Origin of the sequence: Flavobacterium nackdongense (assembly GCF_004355225.1) — a bacterium.
Classification (GTDB): Bacteria; Bacteroidota; Bacteroidia; order Flavobacteriales; family Flavobacteriaceae; genus Flavobacterium; species Flavobacterium nackdongense.
Map to the genome: position 1 here is coordinate 2,762,907 of NZ_CP037933.1, position 22,638 is coordinate 2,785,544.

The window sequence follows — 22,638 nt, forward strand, 5'->3', positions numbered from 1 at the left end:
TTCATTTTTTTCTGAAAATTCAGATTAGAAATGAAGGTCTTTTTTTATGTAACAAAATCCAATTACTTTCGTTTGTATTATATTTGTGAACGAAATAGAATTCATAATGACAAAAAACAGATTTCGATATCTTATACTGCTTCTCTTTTTGCAAATAGGTTTCGCCCAAAACACGCTGCTTTGGCAAGGCTATTTCTCGTACAATGATATCAAAGATATTTCGCAATCGTCAACCTTTGTATTGGCTGCCTCGGAAAATGCCTTGTTTTCGAATCAGCTGAGCACCAATCAAATTAAAACCACAACCACCATCGACGGGCTTTCAGGACAAACCATTACGTCCTTGTATTACAGTCCTACGTCCAACAAAACCCTAGTCGGCTATGAAAATGGATTGTTGATTGTTATCAATCAAGCCGATGGGAGTATGCTCAATATTGTAGATATTATTAACAAACAACTGCCAGCCAACCTAAAACGTATCAATCATTTTATGGAATACCAAGGGATTGTCTATGTTTCTTGCGATTTCGGAATCGTGCAATTTAATTTAGCTACATTGCTATTTGGAGATACTTATTTTATTGGGAATAATGGGTCCGAAATACGAGTTACACAAACCACAGTTTTTAATGGTTTTATGTATGCAGCTACGATAGACGGTATAAGAAGAGCCGATATTACTAATAAAAATTTAATCGATTTTAATCAATGGTCACAGATTGCCACTGGCAGTTGGTCGAGTGTAGAGGCTTTCACTACAGAACTTATAGCGATAAATAGTGCCGGAAATATTCACAAATACAATGCAGGATCCAATTCGTTTATCAGCTATTTACAACTGCCACAAGCGGCAGTCGATATGCGAAATTCTGGTTCATATTTAGTTATTACGACCCCAACTAGCGTCTATGTTTATAACCAACAATTGGTTCTTGTTCGTCAGATTAATAGCAATCAAGTCGTTGATGCAACAGTGAGTTTTAGCTGTGCCACAACTATAGATGATATCATTTATGTTGGTACTACAGATAGTGGTATTTATAGCACATCCATTTCAGTGTCCTCAGCACTAAAAAACACAAAGCCTTCGGGTCCTGCAAGGAATAATATTTTTGCTTTTCAAGTGGCTACAACTTCAGTTTGGGCAGTTTATGGTGATTATGATTTATTTTATAATCCTTACAGACTAGACAGCTACGGGATTAGTAAATACGGCGAAAATGGATGGTTGAATATTCCTTACGAAAAAGTATTTGGAGCAAAATCAATGGTAAGAGTAGCTGTGAATCCTGCAAAAGAGAACGAAATATATGTCAGTTCTTTTTTCTCTGGTTTACTAAAAATTGTTGATGATGAACCAAAAATTTTATACAATCAGACCAATAGCGGGTTGGAATCACTTATACTTGTGCCGCCAAATCCAAGTTATATTGACATTAGAATAAATGGGACAGCATTTGATAAATCTGGTAATCTATGGATTACCAATAGTTTGATAAAAAATGGACTTAAAACACTAACTACTTCAGGTCAATGGCAAAGCTTTTCTTTAGATAAAATTTTAATGGACAGTTCAAGAACTAATTATAATAGATTGTCTATCGATAATAATGGCACAAAATGGATAGCAACAGATAAAGATGGTCTAGTTGGTTTTAACGAAAAAAACAATGTTTTTAAAAAAATTACAATTGGCACAGACACTGGAAATTTACCAACTACTGATGTTCGAGTGGCTGCACTAGATAACAACAATCAACTTTGGATAGGAACTACAAAGGGATTAAGAGTTTTGTCTAATGTAAATAGTTTTTTGACAGAGGATCAATTAACAACAAAAGCAATTATCATTCTTGAGGATAATTTAGCTCAAGAATTGATGTACGAACAATTTATTACTGATATAGTTGTAGATGGAGCCAATAATAAATGGATTGGCACAGCTGATTCTGGGGTATTTCTAGTTTCGCCAAACGGACAGGAAACCAAATATCATTTTACAGAAACCAATTCGCCTTTACCAAGTAATGCCATAAATGATATTGATATAAATAGTACAACAGGCGAAGTTTTTATTGCCACATCAAAAGGAATGGTTTCTTTCAAAGGAGTAGCTACAGGAGCCAATGAAGATTTAAATAGTGTATTTGTATATCCCAATCCTGTTCGACCAGAATATGAGGGAACAGTAAAAATATCAGGATTAATAGATAAAGCTACTGTAAAAATAACCGATATTGAAGGAAATTTAGTTTATGAAACCACTTCCGAAGGTGGAACAATTGAATGGGATACCACTGCTTTTGGAAAACACAAAGTGGCTTCTGGAGTGTATATGGTTTTTATTTCGGCACAAGATGGTATTGAAACTAAAGTAAAAAAAATAATGATAATAAGATAAATGCCAAATAGTGTAAAACAAACAGCTGTTATAATTGGCGGTGGACCCGCTGGACTAACAGCAGCTTATGAACTCATAAAACATTCAGATGTTTTGCCTATCGTTATAGAAATGAGTGAGTTTTGGGGAGGAATTTCTAGAACCGAAAATCATAATGGAAACCGAATAGACATTGGGGGACATCGTTTTTTTTCAAAATCTGAGATTGTTATGGATTGGTGGCAAGAAATTCTGCCCATATATTCAGATAACGCTTCAATTCAAATCTCGTATCAAAACAAATCAAAACAAATTGAAATTGAAGAAAGTAATATCTCTGACAAAGACGACAACATATTATTAGTTAGAAAAAGAAAATCTAGAATTTTTTTCAACAATAAATTTTTTGATTACCCCATTAGTTTGTCCTTTCAAACTATTTTAAACCTTGGATTTTTTAATACATTTTTAATAGGTTTAAGTTATGCTAAAGCGGTTTTCTTTCCCATTAAAAAACAAATTACACTTGAACATTTTTTTATTAATCGGTTTGGTAACAGATTATATAAAACGTTTTTTAAAGATTATACCGAAAAAGTTTGGGGAGTTCCTTGTTCTGAAATTAGTTCTGAATGGGGTGCACAACGGATAAAAGGATTGTCTATTACTAAAACACTAACCAATGCGGTCAAAAATATTTTTAGAAACAGCAAAAGTGATTTAAGTCAAAAACATACCGAAACTTCCTTAATAGAATATTTTTTGTATCCTAAATATGGGCCAGGACAAATGTGGGAAACTGTCGCCGAAAAAGCAAAAAATGAAGGTGCAATTTTAAAGCAAAACAGCAAAATAACAGCCATAAATATAGATAAAAATAAGGTTACTAGTGTGATTGTAGAAAACAGGTTTACCAAAGAAAAGGAAACAATAGCCTGTGATTACTGCATCTCTACTATGCCAATACAAGAATTAATAAAAGGTTTGAGTTGCCCTGTTCCCTTAAAAGTAAAAGAAGTAGCAAATGGCTTACTATATCGTGATTTTGTTACTGTTGGCTTACTTTTAAACCAAATCAATTTTAAACTAGAGGATAATTGGATTTATATTCAGGAATCTTATGTGAAAGTGGGACGACTTCAAGTGTTTAATAATTGGAGTCCATTTATGGTTAATGACAGCACTAAAATTTGGGTGGGCTTAGAATATTTTTGCAATGAAATCGATGATCTTTGGCATTTTTCCGAATCCAAAATGATACAATTTGCTAGCGACGAAATGATACAATTAGGTTTTATTAATTCAGTTGAAAATGTTTTGGATGCCAAAGTGATTAAAGTTCCAAAAACCTATCCTGCCTATTTTGGGAGTTATTCTGAGTTTAATGAAATAAGGAATTTTACCGATTCTATTGAAAATCTTTACTTGGTAGGAAGAAACGGAATGCATAAATACAATAATCAAGATCATTCTATGCTCACAGCGATGCAAGCCGTTCAAAACATAATAAATAACCATAAGGATAAATCTAATATTTGGTCAATAAATACCGAAGAAGAATATCACGAACAAAAATAAAAACAATGCTATTTTCAAAAAATGATTTTACTAAATCCGAAAAAAAATTATTTCTAATAATTAGTGTTTTGTATTTCGTTTTTTTTATAGCAAGAATGGTTTCTAATATTTATTTTTTGACTGATTCTTACGAATATTTTGAAGTTGCAAAAGCAATTCGAAATTTTACTTATTTTGAGCATTCAAATCATCCAGAATTATATACAAGAAGACCTTTTGTGTACCCTTTTTTCTTGTCTTTTTTCGTTGATTTCAATCCTGTGTTTGTAGTTGTTTTTCAAACTATTTTGAGTCTTTTCAATACTTTTATACTGTTTAAAATATTAAAACAGTTTAACATTCAACTCACTAATAACCTGTTGATTCTCTTTTTATTTACTCCGTCTATTTTTATCTACGCCCAACTGCTGATGTCAGAATGGTTAGTAATGTTATTTCTAACAATGCTTTTTTGGTTGCTTTCTCAAAAATGGACCCAAAATAATTTTGCTTATATTCAAATAATCACGGTTTTATTAGCCTTTACAAAGCCCATTTTTTATCCATTTATCTATATAAACCTTATATTCTTTTTGGTTTATATGATAAAAAATAAGGTGTTTAGTTTTTGGCTGTTTTTACCAATAATTTGTCTGCAATTCTATTTAAATTTTAATAAAAACACAACAGGATATAGACATTTCTCCTCAATTGAAAACGCAAATTTAATAGACTATAATTTGTATTATTTTAAGTCTTCAACCCAATCCAAAGAACAAGCCGAGTTGTGGTTGAACTCCGTTTATAATGATAAAAAATATGTGGGGAAAAGTTTTAAAGAACAAAATAGTTACCTCAAACAAATCGCAACTAACGAAATAAAGAAAAACTTTGTTCAATACTTTTTTTATCATTTTTATACAGCAATCAGAGGTGTTTTTGATCCAGGAAGGTTTGATTTAATGACCTTTTTTGAAAGAGAAACTGGACGTCAAGGCTTTTTGGAAATATTAAACAACGACAAACCTATTTGGGCTGCATTCAAAAATAAATTTGTATTCGTTTATTTGTTTTTAATTCCAATTTTTTTGACAAATTGTATCAAATGGTTTTATTTTTTAAAATACGTATTTTTCAATAAATTGATCTATAATATCTATTATTTCATAGTATTATTTGGCTATTATATATTGGTTTCTGGGCCTGTAAATTGTTCCAGATATATGATGCCTTTTCAGGGAATATTGATAGTTTTTGCTATTTTAGGAATACAATGTAAATCGAAGACTTCAAATCAAAAAACCTCAAATTGCTAGTCAAAACCAAAGCCATCGTCCTTTCTTCTCTTAAATACCAAGAGAAAAGCTTGATTGTAAAATGTTTTACGCAATCCAGTGGTTTGAAAACATATTTTGTTCGCGACGCGTTTTCCTCTAGAAAATCCAACCAAAAAATAGCTTATTTCCAACCGTTGACTATTCTCGAAATTGAAGCGGTTCATAAAAACAAAGGAACATTAGAAAACTTCAAGGAAATTAAAATTGCTACACCATTTCAATCCATACATTCCAATATTTTCAAAAGTACGATTGTGATGTTTATTTCCGAAATTTTGCACCATTCCATTCACGAAGAAGAAAAAAATGAACCTCTTTTTACCTTTTTAGAAACCGCTTTAATCTGGCTCGACAATCACGATGAAATGGCTAATTTTCACCTGATTCTACTGCTTGAAACGACCAAATATCTCGGTTTTTATCCAGATATTTCCGAAATGGAATTCCCTTTTTTTGATGCCAATGAAGGTGTTTTCACCCCATTTCACGGTCTTGGTTCGTTGACAGAACACGAAACCAATCTCTTCAAAAAACTCATTGTTTTAAAATTTGACAACGACCAAAAAATCTTTCACGTGATCGAAAGACAAATCCTTCTGAAAATCTTGATTGATTATTACACCTTCCATCTCGATGGTTTCCGAAAACCAAAATCTTTGGAGGTTTTAAAAGAAATTTTTTCTTGAAATGATTCTTGAATGCAGATTAACGAATCTTGATTGTAGATTTTGTTGGTAAAAAAACTTCTATTTATCAGGTTCACGGAAATCTGCAATCAAGAATCGTTAATCAAAAATCTGCAATCAAAATTTTAATTTCATTTCATTGATTTCCTGTTTTTGTGGCAAACAAAAACCCTAAAATTTATGGTCAATAAATCAAAATTCCTTACTTTCGCACCGCGATTAAAGAAAAGGATAAAATGAGCATAAAATTTACTGAATACAAAGGACTTAACTTGCCTACTGTGGCTTCAGAAGTCCTTGATTTTTGGAAAAAAGAAAACATATTTGAAAAGAGTGTCACCACTCGAGAAGGCAACCTACCATTTGTATTTTTTGAAGGCCCTCCTTCGGCCAATGGATTGCCTGGAATTCACCACGTGATGGCACGTGCCATCAAAGATATTTTTTGTCGCTATAAAACCCAAAAAGGTTTCCAAGTGAAGCGTAAAGCAGGCTGGGACACACACGGATTACCTGTAGAATTGGGTACTGAAGCCACTTTAGGCATTACCAAAGAAGATATCGGAAAAACTATTTCTGTAGCTGAATACAACGAAGCTTGCAAAAAAACCGTGATGCGTTACACCGATGTGTGGAACGATTTGACCGAAAAAATGGGTTATTGGGTGGATATGGAAGATCCGTATGTGACTTACAAATCCAAGTATATGGAAACCGTTTGGTGGATTTTGAAGCAAATCTACAACAAGGATTTGATGTACAAAGGCTACACGATTCAGCCGTATTCGCCAAAAGCAGGAACAGGTTTGTCATCTCACGAAGTGAACCAACCAGGAAGTTACCGTGATGTAACGGACACTACGATAGTTGCCCAATTCAAAACATTGAACGAAACTTTACCGAGTTTTCTTCAAGGATTTGGTGATATTCATATTTTGGCTTGGACGACAACTCCTTGGACTTTGCCATCAAACACCGCTTTGACCGTTGGTCCAAAAATCGATTATGCTTTAGTTGAAACTTTCAATCAATATACTTTCCGTCCTGTTAAAGTAATTTTGGCTAAAAACTTGGTTGGGAAGCAATTTGGAAAAGGATTTTTTCCTAGTAATGAAGCTGCCGATTTTGAAAATTTCAAAGAAGGAGACAAGAAAATTCCATACCAAATCCTAGCCGAATGTAAAGGCGCTGATTTAGTTGGAATTCGTTACGAACAATTGATGCAATTGGCTTTGCCATACCAAAATGCAGAAAATGCTTTCCGAGTAATTTCAGGAGATTTTGTGACTACCGAAGATGGAACAGGAATTGTACACACCGCGCCAACATTTGGTGCCGATGATGCCAAAGTAGCCAAAGAAGCGATTCCCGAAGTGCCACCAATGTTGGTTTTAGATGAAAACGGAAACCCAGTTCCATTAGTAAATTTGCAAGGAAAATTCATCGATGGTTTAGGAAATTATTCTGGCAAATACGTCAAAAACGAATATTATTCAAACGCCGACGCTCCAGAACGTTCTGCCGATGTGGAAATTGCCATTCAGTTAAAAGAAGAAAATAAAGCGTTCAAAGTGGAGAAATACGTGCACAGTTACCCACATTGCTGGAGAACCGACACGCCAATTTTATATTATCCACTAGATTCTTGGTTTATCAAAATCACGGAAGTTCGAGACAGAATGTTCGAATTGAACGAAACCATCAATTGGAAGCCCAAAGCAACTGGAGAAGGACGTTTCGGGAATTGGTTGAAAAACGCCAACGATTGGAACTTGTCGCGTTCTCGTTTTTGGGGAATTCCGTTGCCAATATGGAGAAACGAAGAAGGTACAGAAGAAATGTTAATCGGTTCTGTTGAAGAATTATACAATGAAATCGAAAAATCTATCGCTGCAGGTTTCCAAAAGGAAAATCCTTTCAAAGGTTTCGAAATTGGAAATATGGATGATGCGAACTATGATTTAGTTGATTTGCACAAAAATGTGGTGGATGAAATCACCTTGGTTTCGGCTTCCGGAAAACCAATGAAGCGCGAATCCGATTTGATTGACGTTTGGTTCGATTCCGGTTCAATGCCTTATGCACAATGGCATTATCCTTTTGAAAATAAAGACAAAATTGATGGAAATAAAGACTTCCCAGCTGATTTCATAGCTGAAGGAGTAGATCAAACTCGAGGTTGGTTTTATACCTTGCACGCTATCGCAACCTTGGTTTTTGACAAGCCATCCTATAAAAATGTAGTTTCAAACGGTTTAGTTTTAGACAAAAACGGACAAAAAATGTCCAAACGTTTAGGTAATGCGACAGATCCATTCGAAACAATAAAGGAATACGGTCCAGATGCCACGCGCTGGTATATGATTTCGAATGCAAATCCTTGGGACAATTTGAAATTTGATATCGAAGGAATTGCTGAGGTTCGTCGTAAATTCTTCGGAACATTATACAACACTTATTCTTTCTTTGCATTATATGCCAATATCGATAATTTCACTTATGCAGAAGAAGAGGTCCCACTAAACCAAAGACCAGAAATCGACCGTTGGATTATTTCAGAGTTAAACACATTGGTAAAAGTGGTGGACGAAGCTTATGCCGATTATGAACCAACCAAAGCGGCTCGTGCCATTTCAGAATTTGTACAGGAAAATTTGAGCAACTGGTACGTGCGTTTGTGTCGTCGTCGTTTTTGGAAAGGCGATTACGCACAAGATAAAATTGCAGCATATCAAACATTATATACTTGTTTATTGACGGTAAGTAAACTAGGCGCTCCTGTAGCTCCGTTCTTTATGGACAAGCTCTATAGAGATTTGATTATGGCAACGATCCCGACGCTTCGGGACGAAAAATTTGATTCGGTACACTTGTCTACATTTCCTATTTCAGTTGAAAACTTTGTTGATAAATCGTTGGAGAGCAAAATGCAGAAGGCACAGACCATTTCCTCATTGGTTTTATCACTTCGAAAAAAGGAAATGATTAAGGTACGTCAGCCACTGCAAAAGGTAATGATTCCGGTACTTGACAAAGGTTTTAGAGCCGAAGTTGAAGCTGTTTCCGACCTCATAAAAGCCGAAGTAAATGTCAAAGAAATCGTGCTTTTGGATGATGCTTCAGGGATTTTGGTGAAACAAATTAAACCGAATTTCAAAGCACTTGGCCCACGATTTGGCAAAGATATGGGATTGATTGCCAAAGAGATACAATCTTTATCAGCTGCTCAGATCAATCAATTAGACAAGGAGGGGAGCTTAAGTATTGTTATTTCAGGAAATAGTATAATTTTATCACAAGAAGAAGTGGAGATTTCGTCACAAGATATCGAAGGATGGTTGGTGGCTAACTCCAACGGAATTACGGTCGCGCTGGATATAACCATTTCGGACGAATTAAAACAAGAAGGTATTGCCCGGGAATTAGTCAACAGAATACAAAACCTCCGAAAAGATTCGGGTTTTGAAGTGACAGATAAAATTAAAGTTCATTTGCAAAAAAATGCAGAATTAGAAAGGGCGGTTAAGACAAACGAAGCCTATATCAAATCAGAAACCTTATCGCAAGCTTTGGTTTTTGAAGAAATTGTAGAAGACGGAACAGAAATAGAATTCGACGATATAAAAACTAAAATAACCATTACAAAATAATTAGAAAATGATAGATGAAATTGCAAGATACTCAGACGCCGATTTGGCAGAGTTCAAAGAGCTTATCGTAAAAAAAATACACAAAGCACAAGCCGATTTGGATTTGATAAAAAGTGCTTATATGAACGATTTAAATAACGGAACCGACGATACTTCGCCTACTTTCAAAGCTTTCGAAGAAGGAAGCGAAACGATGTCGAAAGAAGCAAATTCACAATTGGCAATCCGTCAAGAAAAATTTATTCGCGACCTGAAAAACGCGCTTTTCCGTGTAGAAAATAAAACGTATGGAACCTGTAAAGTAACAGGAAAACTAATCAGCAAAGAAAGATTACTGATTGTTCCTCACGCAACAATGAGTATCGAAGCAAAAAATTTGCAACGATAATTTTTTCAAATTCCAAAAAAGAAATTCCAAATTCCAAACCAAACCCATTGGAATTTGGAATTTCTTTTTTGGGATTTCTTCAAGATTTGTAATTTAATTTTTAGAATTTACCTATTTTTGCGCCATTAAAATTTACAAAATGTCATTACGAAAAGCTTATCTGATCGTTTTTATCATCTTATTTGTTGATCAGTTGTCTAAAATATACATTAAAACCAATTTCATTTACGGCGAAAGTGGGCAAATTGATGTCACCAATTGGTTCAAAATCCTACTTATAGAAAATGAAGGAATGGCTTGGGGTACCGTAATCCCTGGTGCATACGGAAAACTATTTCTTACGGTTTTTCGCTTAGTGGCCGTAACAGGAATTGGCTATTGGCTCTGGGATTCGGTCAAAAGAAAACACAGTTCCAATTATTTGATAGTTGCTATTTCGTTGATTTTGGCTGGTGCATTTGGCAATATCATTGACTCAGTTTTTTACGGAGTTATTTTTGATGATAGCTACGGACATTTAGCTACTTTATTTACAGACAAACCTTATGGGACTTGGTTTCACGGTCGAGTGGTAGATATGCTTTACTTTCCTTTATTCGAAGGGAATTGGCCGGATTGGCTACCGATTATTGGGGGTAACCATTTCAAATTCTTCAATGCTATTTTCAATGTCGCCGATATGGCAATATCAATAGGCGTAGGGATTTTAATTGTTTTCAACAAAAAAGCGTTTCATCAGCAACATTAGGATTTTTTGGTTTTCAAACAAAATCTACAATAAATAATAAAAGGCAAGAGAAAAGAGTCATTCTTTCTTCTTGCCTTTTTAAATTCCCCCTTCGGGGGTTAAGGGCTTTATTTTGCAGCAGCGTATCTTCTTGCTACTTCATCCCAATTGATAACATTAAAGAAAGCTTCAATATAATCTGGTCTTCTGTTTTGATAGTTCAAGTAGTAAGCGTGTTCCCAAACATCCATTCCTAAAATGGGAGTTCCGCCACAACCTACACCTGGCATCAAAGTATTGTCTTGGTTTGGCGTTCCGCAAACTTCTAGTTTTCCGTCTTTCACGCACAACCAAGCCCATCCTGAACCAAATTGAGTTGCTCCCGCTTTGGCGAAAGCCGCTTTAAAAGCATCGAAAGAACCCAAATCGCTATCAATGGCAGCAGCTAAATCTCCTGTTGGTAAACCGCCACCGTTTGGTGACATAATGGTCCAAAACAAACTGTGATTGAAATGTCCACCGCCGTTGTTACGAACAGGCATATTTTTCATATCCAAGTTTTTTAAGATATCTTCAATGTTTTTACCTTCCAAGTCCGTTCCTGCAATTGCAGCATTAACATTGGTAATATAAGCATTATGATGTTTAGTATGATGGATTTCCATCGTGCGCGCATCGATATGTGGTTCTAGTGCGTCATACGCATAAGGTAATTGTGGTAATTCGAAAGCCATAATTATTGATGTTTATTGGTTTATAAAATTTTCCTTCAAAATTAAACAATTAACTTTGAAAAGGAAATTCTATTTCGTTATAGTTTTATTAAATTATTTGATAGTGTTATTCCTTGGTACAAAGCAATTTTATTTGCTCTTCAGCTGTTTAAGGAGACTTATTGCTGATGCGTGGAAACGATGGATTGTTATGCTTTCAAACTCAAAGCTTCTCCTTCAAATTGAATTCCGTCCCAGCCTGTTTTTATAAAATTGCGAATGTTTTGATGGTTGGTTCCTTCTGGATTTTCTAGAACTTCCTCAAAATAAAAGGCTCCAAAACAAGCCAAGGTTTCGGTTTGTGACAAGTTTTGCAATTTGGCAAAAGCAAATAATTTACAAGAACCTGAATTTTCTCCAGCTGCATTGTGTTGTGTTCCGTTAGCGAAAGTGGTTGGGGTAAAATCGTAATTTTCTTCGATTACAGCAATGGTTTCGGGGAATGTAATCGCGTTTGGGGTTTGTTTTAATTTTTCTAAAAAGGATGCTATGCTCATTGCTATTCTTCTCTTTCTTTTTTATTATCTTTAGTTACAATTTTCCCTCCAACCACCACCACAATTTCTCCTTTTGGTGGCTTATTTTCAAAATGGGTTAAGACTTCGCGAACCGTTCCTCGCAGATTTTCTTCGTGTAGTTTTGATAATTCCCTCGAAACACAAATTTGACGGTCTTCGCCAAAATAAGTGATGAACTCCGCCAAAGTTTTAACCAATTTATGCGGTGAAACATACAAAATCATCGTGCGAGTTTCTTCTGCAAGGGCTAAATATCGGGTTTGTCTTCCTTTCTTTTCTGGTAAGAATCCTTCGAAAACGAATTTATCATTCGGCAAACCACTATTGACCAAAGCGGGTACAAAAGCCGTTGCTCCAGGCAAACATTCTACCGCGATTTTGTTTTCGACGCACGCACGAGTCAATAAAAATCCGGGATCGGAAATCGCTGGTGTACCTGCATCAGAAATCAACGCAATGGTTTCTCCGGCTTTCAAACGCGAGATTAAGTGCTCGACCGTTTTGTGCTCGTTGTGCATGTGATGGCTGTGCATATGCGTGCCAATCTCGAAATGTTTTAGCAATTTTCCACTAGTTCGAGTGTCTTCGGCCAGAATCAAATCGACTTCTTTTAGAATCCGAATGGCTCGAAAAGTCATATCTTCGAGGTTGCCAATAGGCGTTGGAACAATAAATAATTTACCCATTAGAGAATTTTTTCTCAATGATTTCCATAAAACGCGCTTCGTATTCTTCTTTCCCAACCCAATCTTCATAATCAGGTTTTACCATTTCTAAGATAAAATCTTTAGCTTCAGAAAAGTTATCATAGGTGATCAATTGGTTCAAAACTCGGGTGTAATCTTCCTCGCTATTGCCAAATAAATTTTTCACAAAACCAATTCTGTCATTTAAATCGATAGCAATTCCTTGGGATAGTTTTTCATTCAATGAAACTATTTTTGCCTCAGTTGCATCGGCGTTATTGATAGCGGGTTTTTCAAAATTCAATTCTGGCTCCAACTCCAATGGACTTTCAATTACAATGGCTGTTGGAATGTTCTCAAGTGGATCTACTTTGACAAAATGCGTAGCATCAAAATTGCCTCCTAAAAAATCTTCAAATGATATTTGCACTGCTTCCTCTTTTTTAGGACTAGGAACTTCGTCTTCGGCTTCTATATCTAATTCAAAAGCAGGAATAAAATTAACTTCGTTCGATGCAGTTGTTTCTTCCTCTGCTAGTTCCTCACCTTCACCCTCTTCATCTGGTTCAAGTTCGTTAAATTCAACTTCAGTAGATGGTGTTATTTCATCTTCCAGAATTTCATCGTCGTTGGTTTCCTCTAGATCTGCTTCAACTTCAACGACATTTTCGACAACAGCCTCTAGTTTTGACATCGCAGGCTTCACCTCGGCTAGGTGATTTTCTTCGAAAAATTGTTTCATTTTTGCTACGACTTCTGCCTGACCTATTGTTGGTTTTACACCTTCGAAATGCTCTTCGACGAATTGTAAAACAGTCAATTTTTCATACAGTTTTCTAGTTTCAATGCACAATTGATTGATGTCAGATTTGTTTTTCATTTGCAAAACTCGGTGTGCAATGCTTATCAAGTCGGCTTCCAATTTTTTCTTCATAACTTTTGAAATTATAGTGAATACGGTCTGTCTTTTTTAATATTTTTGTTTCGTTACAAAGTAATAAAAACAAATCCTTTTTAAAGGCAGAAAAATACAAAATGTTTCTCGAAAATACAGTAAATCATAAAGAACAATTTGGTTGGATCGAGGTTATTTGCGGTTCAATGTTTTCGGGCAAGACCGAAGAACTCATTCGCAGACTCAAGCGAGCGCAATTTGCCAAACAAAAAGTGGAAATTTTCAAACCCGAAATAGACACGCGTTATCACGATGAGATGGTGGTGTCGCACGATGCCAATGAAATTCGCTCGACGCCTGTTCCGGCCGCCGCCAATATTGCTATTTTGGCGCAAGGTTGTGATGTGGTTGGCATTGACGAAGCGCAGTTTTTTGATGACGAAATCGTGAAAATTTGTAATGATTTGGCCAACCAAGGTATTCGTGTTATTGTGGCTGGATTGGATATGGATTTCAAGGGCAATCCTTTTGGGCCAATGCCTGCCTTAATGGCCACCGCCGAATATGTGACCAAAGTACACGCTGTTTGTACTCGAACAGGGAATTTGGCCAATTACAGTTTTAGAAAAACCGACAATGACAAACTCGTAATGCTCGGCGAGACTGAAGAATACGAACCTTTGAGTCGTGCTGCTTATTTTTATGCGATGAAGAAAGACGACGAGAAATAGATTTATGAAAACTAAATTACTATATTTTTTAATTTTTATCCCTTTAATCACATTAGGACAAAATAAAAAAACTTTGTTCGAATTAACAAACACCAATGAATCAGCCTGGAAACTTGTTCAAAATTGGATAAAAAATGCTGAAGTTAAAGTTGTTGTTTTGCCGAAAGACATTGTCAGGGCGAATATTGAAATCGAAACCGCTCAAGTTACAACACAATCTCCAATGGGTGCTATAATATTTGAAACTGGGGGCATTATTATAGAAAGCGGAATTATTCGAATATTAGGTTCAGGAAACGTAAAACTTAATCGTGGTTTAATGGAGTGGAATAGAAATAAATCTTTTTCACAAGAGGAAAAACCTAAATTTCTATTAATTGCCGATGACGTTTTTGGCGGTTTTTTTGCCATAAACGGAGGTTCTTTTTCTTCCGAATATTTAGGAAAAGTATTTTATTTTGCGCCTGACACCCTACAATGGGAAAATCTTGATTTAAATTATTCAGATTTTTTAGTTTTCTGTTTTTCAAAAGACATAAATGAGTTTTATTCGGGTTTTAAATGGAAAACATTTGACAAATCCTTCAATATTACCGACTTTGACAAATCCTATAGTTTCTATCCATACTTATTTACAGAGGAAGGTAAAGATATTAATAGTGTGACCAAAAATCTTGTCCCAATTTCTGAATTATGGACATTATATAATGATTTGCAGAATCAATTTCCTAAATAGTTTGAAAAAATTTCTTTTACAATTTTGAATATTTTTAAGAGGATTGTTAGTAAAAAGCAATTTTTTTCTTATAAAATTCTATGTTTCAATATAATTTTATAAATTAATTCCATTCCAATTCTATTTTTTATAACTTTGAAGTAAACTAAATTACTATGGACTTACAAACCAGAAAAACAGCATTTGTTCAAGAATTTCTCTCTATTCAAAGCGAAGAGGTTATTTCTCGCTTGGAAAAATATTTGAAAAAGGAACAAATTTCAATTAAGGAAAAGTCTTTCAAAACGATGACTACTAAAGATTTAAATCGAAGGATTGACCGATCTGAACAAGATTCCATCAATGGAAGACTTACTGAAATGGATGATTTTTTAGCTGAAATTGAAAAATGGGATTAAAAATCTATTGGACAGATATAGCTAAAATTGAGGTTAAATCGATTTATGTTTTTCTGAAAAGAAGCGCGAAAATAGCTGTTGCAAAAAAAATCACTCAAGAAATCACCGACGAAGTAAAACGGCTAACTAATCAGCCCTATTTAGGACATATTGAGCAACAATTAAAAGGGAGTTCAAGAGAATTCAGATCATTTATTTACAGTAATTACAAAATTATATATTGGATAAATCTAGATAAAAACCAAATAGAAATCTGGGATGTTTTCGATTGTCGCCAAGAACCTTTAAAAGTTAAAAGAACAAAATAATGTGTTTGACAATTTTTAAATTTTCTTAAAATGACTTTATCTATCTCAAATATCGAAAAAATTCTTCACGCCAAAAGGTTTGGAGACTATAACGGCTCTATCGAAACTATTTCCATCGACAGTCGTTCGTTGCAAAATAATAAAAACACCTTGTTTTTTGCGCTTGTTGGTCCCAATAATGACGCGCACATTTATATTGAAGCCTTAATTGACAAAGGCGTTCAAAACTTCGTAGTTTCCCATATTCCTGAACAATTAGCCAATAAAGCCACTTTTTTTGTGGTCGAAAATACTTTGGATGCCTTGCAACGCTATGCAGCCTACCATCGAAGCCTTTTTAAATTTCCTGTCATCGGACTAACGGGCAGCAACGGAAAAACCATCGTCAAAGAATGGTTGAATTTTCTTCTTAGTCCGGAATTTAACATTATCCGCAGCCCAAAAAGTTACAATTCGCAAGTCGGCGTTCCATTATCAGTTCTAGCCATTAACGAAATGCACAATCTTGGCCTTTTTGAAGCTGGAATTTCGAAGATGAATGAAATGGAAAAACTAGAGGCCATCATTCAGCCAACCATTGGAATTCTGACCAATATTGGTTCGGCTCACGATGAAGGATTTGAAGATTTGGAGAAAAAAATCAAGGAAAAACTTCTACTTTTCCAACATTCCAAACTGCTGATCTATCAAAAAAATAAAAATATTGATTTAATTCTATCGTCATTTCCCCTTTTGGGGGTCAGAGTGCTTTTTTCTTGGAGTTTTGCCGATGAAACTGCCGATGTTTTTGTCAGCAAAAAAGCGATGGATGACAAAACTATTTTACAAATTCGTACTGGTAAAGATCATTTCGAAATCCAAATTCCATTTCAAGACGAAGCTTCTATCGAAAATGCCGTAACTTGTTTGATGGTTTTGCTGAGTTTTAAATACGACCAGAAAACGATTCAAAACCGTATGGAATGGCTGTATCCTGTTGAAATGCGTTTGAAAGTCAAAAACGGAATCAACAACACTACATTGATTGACGATAGTTATAGTTGCGATTTTCAGTCTCTCAAAATTGCCTTGGACTTTTTGGAAAGTCAAAAACAACACCAAACCAAAACCGTTATTCTTTCGGATATTTTTCAAAGTGGGTTGTCCAATCAAGAATTGTATGCCAAAGTTTCGCAGTTGATTACCTCCAACAAAATCCACCGGCTAATTGGTATAGGCGAAACCATTTCGGAATTCAAAAGCCAATTTACCAATTGCATCACGTATCGAAATACCGCCGATTTCTTTCTGCATTTAAAGGAGTTGAATTTTGCTAATGAAACCATTCTAATCAAAGGAGCGAGACATTTTCAATTTGAAGAAATCGTTGCCGCCTTAGAGGAGAAAACGCACGAAACGGTGCTGGAAGTCAACCTAAATTCCATTAGTCACAACTTGAGTTTTTTCAAATCGAAACTAAAACCAACGACTAAAATGATGGCGATGGTCAAAGCTTTTGGTTATGGCAGCGGTGGGTTCGAAATAGCCAAACTACTGGAACATCACAAAGTAGATTATTTAGGAGTGGCTTTTGCCGATGAAGGAATTTCTTTGAAAAATGCTGGAATTACTTTGCCGATAATGGTGCTAAATCCTGAAACCACTAGCTTTTCAGCGATAATTCAATATAATTTAGAACCTGAGATTTATAGCTTGAAAGGCTTGAACGCTTTCTTGCAAATTGCCGAAAAACGAAAACTTAAACATTTTCCCATTCACATCAAACTCGATACGGGAATGCATCGATTGGGTTTTTCAGAGGAAAATCTAGAGGAATTAATCACCGTTTTAAAAGGGAATAGTTTCGTGAGCGTAAAAAGTATTTTGTCGCATTTGGCCACAAGTGATGCTATCGAACATAAGGAATTTGCACATTCGCAGATAGATTTATTCGAAAGGTTATCCTCAAAATTGATGATCGCATTAAATAGTAAACCCATACGCCATATCTTAAACACATCGGGGATTAGTAATTTCCCAGAAGGGCAATACGATATGGTTCGCCTTGGGATTGGGCTTTATGGCATATCTAATGATGCTGAAGAACAAAAATATTTGGAAAATGTAGGAACATTAAAATCGATTATTTCACAAATCAGAACGATTCAAGCGGGTGAAAGTGTGGGTTACGGAAGAAGATTTCTTGCCGATAAACCCACAAAAATTGCCACAATTCCTATTGGTTATGCCGATGGAATTTCGAGACATTGGGGCAATGGGCTTGGTTTTGTTACGATTAATAAGCAACAAGCAACCATCGTGGGCAGCATTTGTATGGATATGTTGATGGTAGATGTGACAAAAATCAATTGCAAAGAAGGAGATTCTGTCATTATTTTTGGTGAAAGCCCTAGTGTTTCCCTGATCGCGGAACAGTTGCGAACCATTCCGTATGAAATTCTGACTAGTATTTCGCAAAGGGTGAAAAGAATTTTTTTCAGAGAATAAAAAAAAGTTTTATATTCGTAACTAGTTATTAACCAATAAACAAAAAAAATTATGGGATTTGTTAGCGATTTTAAAGCCTTCTTGATGAAAGGCGAAATAGTAAACTTGGCAACAGCTGTTATTGTGGGTGGTGCTTTTGGGAAAATTGTAACCTCATTTACGAATGATGTGTTGATGCCGCCTATTGGCCTGCTTTTGGGGAAAGTCGATTTCAAAAATCTGAAAGTCGTTTTGCAAGATGCTGTGCCGGCGGTTATGGAAAATGGAGTTGAAAAAGCGCCCGCTGTGGCAGAAGTAGCTCTAAATTATGGTTCTTTTATTCAAACCATTTTTGATTTTGTGATTATTGGCTTTTGTATTTTTATGGTTTTAAAGGCTTATGAAAAAACCAAAAAGAAAGAAGAAGAAGCTCCCGCAGCGCCTGCTGGTCCTACTCAAGAAGAATTATTGACTCAAATTCGAGATTTGCTTAAAAAATAAATTTCCGCTACATTATATATTCTAATTAAACCATTCGCTGCGGCGAATGGTTCTTTTTTGTTACAAATGTAACAATTTGTTATTTTTTGTGAGCGGGATTGTTTGTGTTTTATTATTTCTTACTTTTGTCACTCGAAATAAAATAAAATTTAAACACAATACTATGAAACTTGCAGTTGTAGGAGCCACAGGAATGGTTGGCGAAATAATGTTAAAAGTAATCGAAGAAACAAATTTTCCTTACACCGAATTAATTCTTGTTGCTTCAGAAAAATCAGTTGGGAAAATAATCGAATTCAAAGGACAAAAGCACACTGTTGTAGGTTTACAAACTGCAGTCGATATGAAAGCTGATATTGCCGTTTTTTCGGCTGGAGGTCAAACTTCGTTAGATTGGGCGCCAAAATTTGCTGCTGCCGGGACAACCGTTATAGACAATTCATCGGCTTGGAGAATGGACCCAACCAAAAAACTAATCGTGCCTGAAATCAATGCCAACGAACTAACAAAGGAAGATAAAATCATTGCTAATCCGAATTGCTCTACGATTCAAATGGTTTTGGCTTTGGCTCCATTACATAAAAAATACAACATCAAACGTGTGGTAGTTTCAACCTACCAATCTATAACTGGAACGGGTGTAAAAGCGGTACAACAATTCGAAAATGAATGTGCAGGAATTGAAGGTGATATGGTGTACAAATACAAAATCAACCGCAACTGTATTCCACAATGCGATAGTTTTGAAGCCAATGGTTACACCAAAGAAGAGATGAAACTCTCGAATGAAACCAAAAAAATATTGGGAGATACTACTGTTGCAGTAACAGCAACCGCTGTTCGTGTACCAGTGGTGGGCGGACATAGTGAAGCTGTTAATGTGCAGTTCAGCAATGATTTTGATGTGAATGAAGTGAGAACTATTTTGAGTCAAACCCAAGGTATAGTGGTTCAGGACAATTTAGATACGTTTACCTATCCGATGCCACGATATTCTGAAGGAAAAAATGATGTTTTTGTAGGTAGAATTCGTCGTGACGAAAGTCAAGCCAACACATTAAATATGTGGATTGTAGCCGATAACTTAAGAAAAGGAGCTGCAACAAACACCATTCAAATTGCACAATATTTGGTAGCACATAATTTGGTGTAATACTTTTTACTGTTTTTAAAATCCGATTGACTTTAAAATTGTTAAAGTGAATCGGATTTTTTATTTGCAATTTCTATATTTGCAGCAAATGAAAAAACAATTTGTCATAGCAAATGCTTTCTTAACAGTTGCGGTATTGTTCTCGATGCTGTTTCAATTTGTGCATAGTTATGGACATTTGGCGAAACAACTTTCCGAAAAAGAATGCCACCACAAATATACCTCAAGTCAAGAAATCACGCATCAACACCACGCATTTGACTATTGTTTTGTATGCCATTTTTCTGTAAGCAGCTTTGTCGCTTCGGAAACACCGCATTTTCAATTCCAAAAAACCACTTTGGCCACGGAATATTCTTTTTTCAAATCCAAAGAAATAACCCAACGCTTCAAAGGAAGTCTTTTTGCGCTTCGTGCTCCCCCAACTTTTATTGTATAAATTATTCTGGTGCAAAGACATACTTGTTTTTGTGCATTTCGTATTTAACAATAAAATAATTTCAAATGAAAAAAATTATAATAGCCCTAATTCTGGGGTTTACGGCTATAGTCTCCGGCCAAAATTCGGTTTCAGGAAAAATAACTGACACAAATAATCAACCAATAATAGGTGTTTCTGTTTATGCACCCGAACTGCAAAAAGGAACAATGACCAATGAGAACGGTAAATATACCTTATCAAACATACCCCTTGGAACTGTAAAACTAACTTTTGTATTCATTGGATTTGCAACTCAAAACAAAACGATTAATGTTCAACAAAAAGAAACGGTACTCGATATTTCACTAGAAGAAACTGAATTCCAGATAGATGAAATAATTGTCTCGACCGCTTTCAATAAAATTCAATCACAAAATGTAGTTAAAGTAGAACATGCAACAATTAAAGAATTACAAAAAAAAGGAACAGCTACTTTAATTGAAAGTTTAGCCACAATTCCGGGTGTTTCGCAAGTTTCTACGGGAACTTCAATCGGCAAACCTGTAATTCGTGGTTTGAGCGGTAACCGTGTTTTGGTCTATTCGCAAGGAGTTCGAATCGAAAATCAGCAATTTGGTGACGAGCACGGATTGGGATTAAACGATGCCGGAATCGAAAGTGTCGAGATCATCAAAGGCCCTGCCTCTTTGCTCTATGGATCAGATGCTTTGGGTGGTGTTTTGTATTTCAACCCTGAAAAATTTGCAAATTCAGGCACATTCAAAACGGATTTTAGTCAAAAATTTTTCACCAACACTTTGGGAAGCAATTCCTCTTTAGGGCTGAAAACTTCAACCGAAAACTGGAAATTTTTGGCACGTGGAACCTACAACACGCATTCCGATTATAAAATTGCAGAAGGAGATCGAGTAACCAATACTCGTTATAATGAAACCGATTTCAAAACTGGAATTGGTTACAGCAATTCTAAATTTTCAAGTGTTTTTCGGTACAATTATAATGATTTAGATTTAGGAATTCCTGAAGAAGGAATCGCTGAACAAACCACGAGCAAAACAACGGAATATCCCAAACAATGGGTTTTCAATCATTTGTTAAGTTTGAACACTATTGTCTTTTTCAAAAAATCAAAACTAGATATTGATTTGGGTTATATTGCCAATGATAGGAGTGAATTCGAAGACAGTGAAGTCGCAGTTTTGCAAATGAATCTGAAAACTTTCAATTACGATGCAAAGTACTATTTACCAAAATTTGGGAAGTTTGAATCCATTATTGGAATACAAGGAATGAGTCAAAACAATAAAAATTCTGGCGAAGAATACTTGATTCCTGATGCAACTACCAATGATTTTGGAATTTTTGGAACTGGAAATTACGAATGGAAATCCAATGTGATTCAAGCAGGATTGCGTTTCGATAATAGACAAATTTCAACTACAGCCCACGGAATTTCGGGCGAGGAAGGGTCTTTTGAAGCCCTCGCTAAGTCATTTGATAGTTTCAATGCCTCTTTGGGATACAAAACCAATATTACTAAAGATTTTATTTTACGGCTTAACGTAGCATCAGGATTTAGAGCACCTAATTTGGCTGAACTAACTTCAAACGGTGTTCACGAAGGAACCAATCGGTATGAAGTTGGAAATTCTGATTTGAAAACGGAACAAAATGTGCAAACCGACCTGAATTTAGAATACAAAAGCAGTCATTTTGAATTTTTTGCAAATGGGTTTTATAATCACATTAACAATTATATTTATACTTCGCCGGCAGGAGAAATCATAGATAATAATGCCGTTTTCGAATATATTCAAAATGACGCGAAACTATTTGGCGGCGAAATCGGATTGCATTTTCATCCGCATCCATTAGATTGGTTGCATTACGAAACCAGTTTTCAAACCGTTACTGGCAAAAAACAATCCCGAAGTCTCGGGAGTGATTATTTGCCTTTAATTCCTGCCAATAATTGGAACAACACAATTAGAACTGAGTTTACTATAAAAAAATGGTTGGAAGATGGCTATGCGACTTTGAATGTTTCAAGCACGTTCAATCAAGACAATGTAAGCGGATTCGAGACCAAATCGAATGGTTATACACTTATAAACCTTGGTCTAGGCGGAAAAATCAGGTTGGGAAAAACCGCATTTGATATTAATGTAAATGGCAATAATTTGCTTGACAAAATTTACATTGCCCATTTATCTCGATTCAAAACGGATGGTATTCCGAATATGGGACGAAATGTAGTTTTGGGATTGAATTTTAATATTTAAAAGAAAAACTTCAGTTCTAAC

General features: G+C 35.3%; 19 protein-coding genes. 15 read left to right on the plus strand and 4 right to left on the minus strand.

The annotated features are described in order from the left end of the window. Nucleotides 1-106: 106 nt before the first annotated feature. The 6 genes from porZ to E1750_RS11955 all read left to right on the plus strand — a co-directional run bounded on the left by porZ (nucleotide 107) and on the right by E1750_RS11955 (nucleotide 10,749). A complete protein-coding gene (gene porZ, locus E1750_RS11930; RefSeq protein WP_133276993.1) occupies nucleotides 107-2,404 on the plus strand; it encodes a type IX secretion system anionic LPS delivery protein PorZ in 2,298 nt (765 codons plus the stop codon). Beyond that, on the plus strand, nucleotides 2,405-3,961 hold the full coding sequence (locus E1750_RS11935) for an NAD(P)/FAD-dependent oxidoreductase (RefSeq protein WP_133276994.1): 1,557 nt from the start codon (nucleotides 2,405-2,407) through the stop codon (nucleotides 3,959-3,961). Nucleotides 3,962-5,249: 1,288 nt separating this feature from the next. Continuing rightward, complete coding sequence (gene recO, locus E1750_RS11940) at nucleotides 5,250-5,963, plus strand: DNA repair protein RecO (protein WP_133276995.1); 714 nt, start codon at nucleotides 5,250-5,252, stop codon at nucleotides 5,961-5,963. 236 nt (nucleotides 5,964-6,199) lie between these two features. Then, on the plus strand, nucleotides 6,200-9,613 hold the full coding sequence (ileS, locus tag E1750_RS11945) for an isoleucine--tRNA ligase (protein WP_133276996.1): 3,414 nt from the start codon (nucleotides 6,200-6,202) through the stop codon (nucleotides 9,611-9,613). Between the two features lie 7 nt (nucleotides 9,614-9,620). Beyond that, on the plus strand, nucleotides 9,621-10,001 hold the full coding sequence (locus tag E1750_RS11950; protein WP_133276997.1) for a TraR/DksA family transcriptional regulator: 381 nt from the start codon (nucleotides 9,621-9,623) through the stop codon (nucleotides 9,999-10,001). A 139-nt stretch (nucleotides 10,002-10,140) separates the two neighbouring features. Next, nucleotides 10,141-10,749, plus strand: coding sequence for a lipoprotein signal peptidase (locus tag E1750_RS11955; protein ID WP_133276998.1), 609 nt, complete (start codon nucleotides 10,141-10,143; stop codon nucleotides 10,747-10,749). A gap of 107 nt (nucleotides 10,750-10,856) precedes the next feature. Here E1750_RS11955 and E1750_RS11960 read toward each other — a convergent pair whose 3' ends face one another. The 4 genes from E1750_RS11960 to E1750_RS11975 form a co-directional block, all read right to left on the minus strand. Further along, nucleotides 10,857-11,462: a superoxide dismutase gene (locus E1750_RS11960; protein WP_133276999.1), complete on the minus strand. Its 606-nt coding sequence runs from the start codon at nucleotides 11,460-11,462 to the stop codon at nucleotides 10,857-10,859. 188 nt (nucleotides 11,463-11,650) lie between these two features. After that, nucleotides 11,651-11,998: a HopJ type III effector protein gene (locus E1750_RS11965; RefSeq protein WP_133277000.1), complete on the minus strand. Its 348-nt coding sequence runs from the start codon at nucleotides 11,996-11,998 to the stop codon at nucleotides 11,651-11,653. Between the two features lie 2 nt (nucleotides 11,999-12,000). Further along, on the minus strand, nucleotides 12,001-12,705 hold the full coding sequence (rsmI, locus tag E1750_RS11970; protein ID WP_133277001.1) for a 16S rRNA (cytidine(1402)-2'-O)-methyltransferase: 705 nt from the start codon (nucleotides 12,703-12,705) through the stop codon (nucleotides 12,001-12,003). Then, nucleotides 12,698-13,639 (minus strand): hypothetical protein, encoded by a 942-nt coding sequence (locus tag E1750_RS11975; RefSeq protein WP_133277002.1) that lies wholly within the window; start codon nucleotides 13,637-13,639, stop codon nucleotides 12,698-12,700. Before E1750_RS11975 ends, rsmI begins: the two co-directional genes overlap by 8 nt. 101 nt (nucleotides 13,640-13,740) lie before the next feature. Between E1750_RS11975 and E1750_RS11980 the strand changes: the two genes are divergently transcribed. The 9 genes from E1750_RS11980 (at nucleotide 13,741) to E1750_RS12020 (ending at nucleotide 22,617) form a co-directional block, all read left to right on the plus strand. After that, nucleotides 13,741-14,331, plus strand: coding sequence for a thymidine kinase (locus E1750_RS11980; protein WP_133277003.1), 591 nt, complete (start codon nucleotides 13,741-13,743; stop codon nucleotides 14,329-14,331). A gap of 4 nt (nucleotides 14,332-14,335) precedes the next feature. Next, nucleotides 14,336-15,067, plus strand: a complete 732-nt coding sequence (locus E1750_RS11985; RefSeq protein WP_133277004.1) for a DUF2625 family protein — start codon at nucleotides 14,336-14,338, stop codon at nucleotides 15,065-15,067. 155 nt (nucleotides 15,068-15,222) lie between these two features. Beyond that, nucleotides 15,223-15,465: a hypothetical protein gene (locus E1750_RS11990; RefSeq protein WP_133277005.1), complete on the plus strand. Its 243-nt coding sequence runs from the start codon at nucleotides 15,223-15,225 to the stop codon at nucleotides 15,463-15,465. Further along, nucleotides 15,456-15,773: a type II toxin-antitoxin system RelE/ParE family toxin gene (locus tag E1750_RS11995; RefSeq protein WP_133277006.1), complete on the plus strand. Its 318-nt coding sequence runs from the start codon at nucleotides 15,456-15,458 to the stop codon at nucleotides 15,771-15,773. Before E1750_RS11990 ends, E1750_RS11995 begins: the two co-directional genes overlap by 10 nt. A gap of 30 nt (nucleotides 15,774-15,803) precedes the next feature. Next, the gene (locus E1750_RS12000) at nucleotides 15,804-18,260 is read left to right on the plus strand and encodes a bifunctional UDP-N-acetylmuramoyl-tripeptide:D-alanyl-D-alanine ligase/alanine racemase (protein WP_133277007.1); all 2,457 of its coding nucleotides are present in this window, start codon (nucleotides 15,804-15,806) and stop codon (nucleotides 18,258-18,260) included. A gap of 51 nt (nucleotides 18,261-18,311) precedes the next feature. Then, nucleotides 18,312-18,740, plus strand: coding sequence for a large-conductance mechanosensitive channel protein MscL (gene mscL, locus E1750_RS12005; RefSeq protein WP_133277008.1), 429 nt, complete (start codon nucleotides 18,312-18,314; stop codon nucleotides 18,738-18,740). Between the two features lie 163 nt (nucleotides 18,741-18,903). Beyond that, complete coding sequence (locus E1750_RS12010; protein ID WP_133277009.1) at nucleotides 18,904-19,893, plus strand: aspartate-semialdehyde dehydrogenase; 990 nt, start codon at nucleotides 18,904-18,906, stop codon at nucleotides 19,891-19,893. A gap of 88 nt (nucleotides 19,894-19,981) precedes the next feature. Further along, nucleotides 19,982-20,332, plus strand: coding sequence for a hypothetical protein (locus tag E1750_RS12015; RefSeq protein ID WP_133277010.1), 351 nt, complete (start codon nucleotides 19,982-19,984; stop codon nucleotides 20,330-20,332). Nucleotides 20,333-20,397: 65 nt separating this feature from the next. Beyond that, a complete protein-coding gene (locus E1750_RS12020; RefSeq protein ID WP_133277011.1) occupies nucleotides 20,398-22,617 on the plus strand; it encodes a TonB-dependent receptor in 2,220 nt (739 codons plus the stop codon). Nucleotides 22,618-22,638: the final 21 nt, after the last annotated feature.

Coding starts and splice junctions, on each gene's coding strand:
- E1750_RS11955 (WP_133276998.1), top strand. CDS start 10,141: ATGTCATTACGAAAAGCTTATCTGATCGTTTTTATCATCTTATTTGTT.
- E1750_RS11950 (WP_133276997.1), top strand. CDS start 9,621: ATGATAGATGAAATTGCAAGATACTCAGACGCCGATTTGGCAGAGTTC.
- E1750_RS11985 (WP_133277004.1), top strand. CDS start 14,336: ATGAAAACTAAATTACTATATTTTTTAATTTTTATCCCTTTAATCACA.
- E1750_RS12000 (WP_133277007.1), top strand. CDS start 15,804: ATGACTTTATCTATCTCAAATATCGAAAAAATTCTTCACGCCAAAAGG.
- E1750_RS11995 (WP_133277006.1), top strand. CDS start 15,456: ATGGGATTAAAAATCTATTGGACAGATATAGCTAAAATTGAGGTTAAA.
- rsmI (WP_133277001.1), bottom strand. CDS start 12,705: ATGGGTAAATTATTTATTGTTCCAACGCCTATTGGCAACCTCGAAGAT.
- E1750_RS11980 (WP_133277003.1), top strand. CDS start 13,741: ATGTTTCTCGAAAATACAGTAAATCATAAAGAACAATTTGGTTGGATC.
- ileS (WP_133276996.1), top strand. CDS start 6,200: ATGAGCATAAAATTTACTGAATACAAAGGACTTAACTTGCCTACTGTG.
- E1750_RS12020 (WP_133277011.1), top strand. CDS start 20,398: ATGAAAAAAATTATAATAGCCCTAATTCTGGGGTTTACGGCTATAGTC.
- E1750_RS12010 (WP_133277009.1), top strand. CDS start 18,904: ATGAAACTTGCAGTTGTAGGAGCCACAGGAATGGTTGGCGAAATAATG.
- E1750_RS11960 (WP_133276999.1), bottom strand. CDS start 11,462: ATGGCTTTCGAATTACCACAATTACCTTATGCGTATGACGCACTAGAA.
- E1750_RS11975 (WP_133277002.1), bottom strand. CDS start 13,639: ATGAAGAAAAAATTGGAAGCCGACTTGATAAGCATTGCACACCGAGTT.
- E1750_RS11990 (WP_133277005.1), top strand. CDS start 15,223: ATGGACTTACAAACCAGAAAAACAGCATTTGTTCAAGAATTTCTCTCT.
- mscL (WP_133277008.1), top strand. CDS start 18,312: ATGGGATTTGTTAGCGATTTTAAAGCCTTCTTGATGAAAGGCGAAATA.
- E1750_RS11935 (WP_133276994.1), top strand. CDS start 2,405: ATGCCAAATAGTGTAAAACAAACAGCTGTTATAATTGGCGGTGGACCC.
- E1750_RS12015 (WP_133277010.1), top strand. CDS start 19,982: ATGAAAAAACAATTTGTCATAGCAAATGCTTTCTTAACAGTTGCGGTA.
- porZ (WP_133276993.1), top strand. CDS start 107: ATGACAAAAAACAGATTTCGATATCTTATACTGCTTCTCTTTTTGCAA.
- E1750_RS11965 (WP_133277000.1), bottom strand. CDS start 11,998: ATGAGCATAGCATCCTTTTTAGAAAAATTAAAACAAACCCCAAACGCG.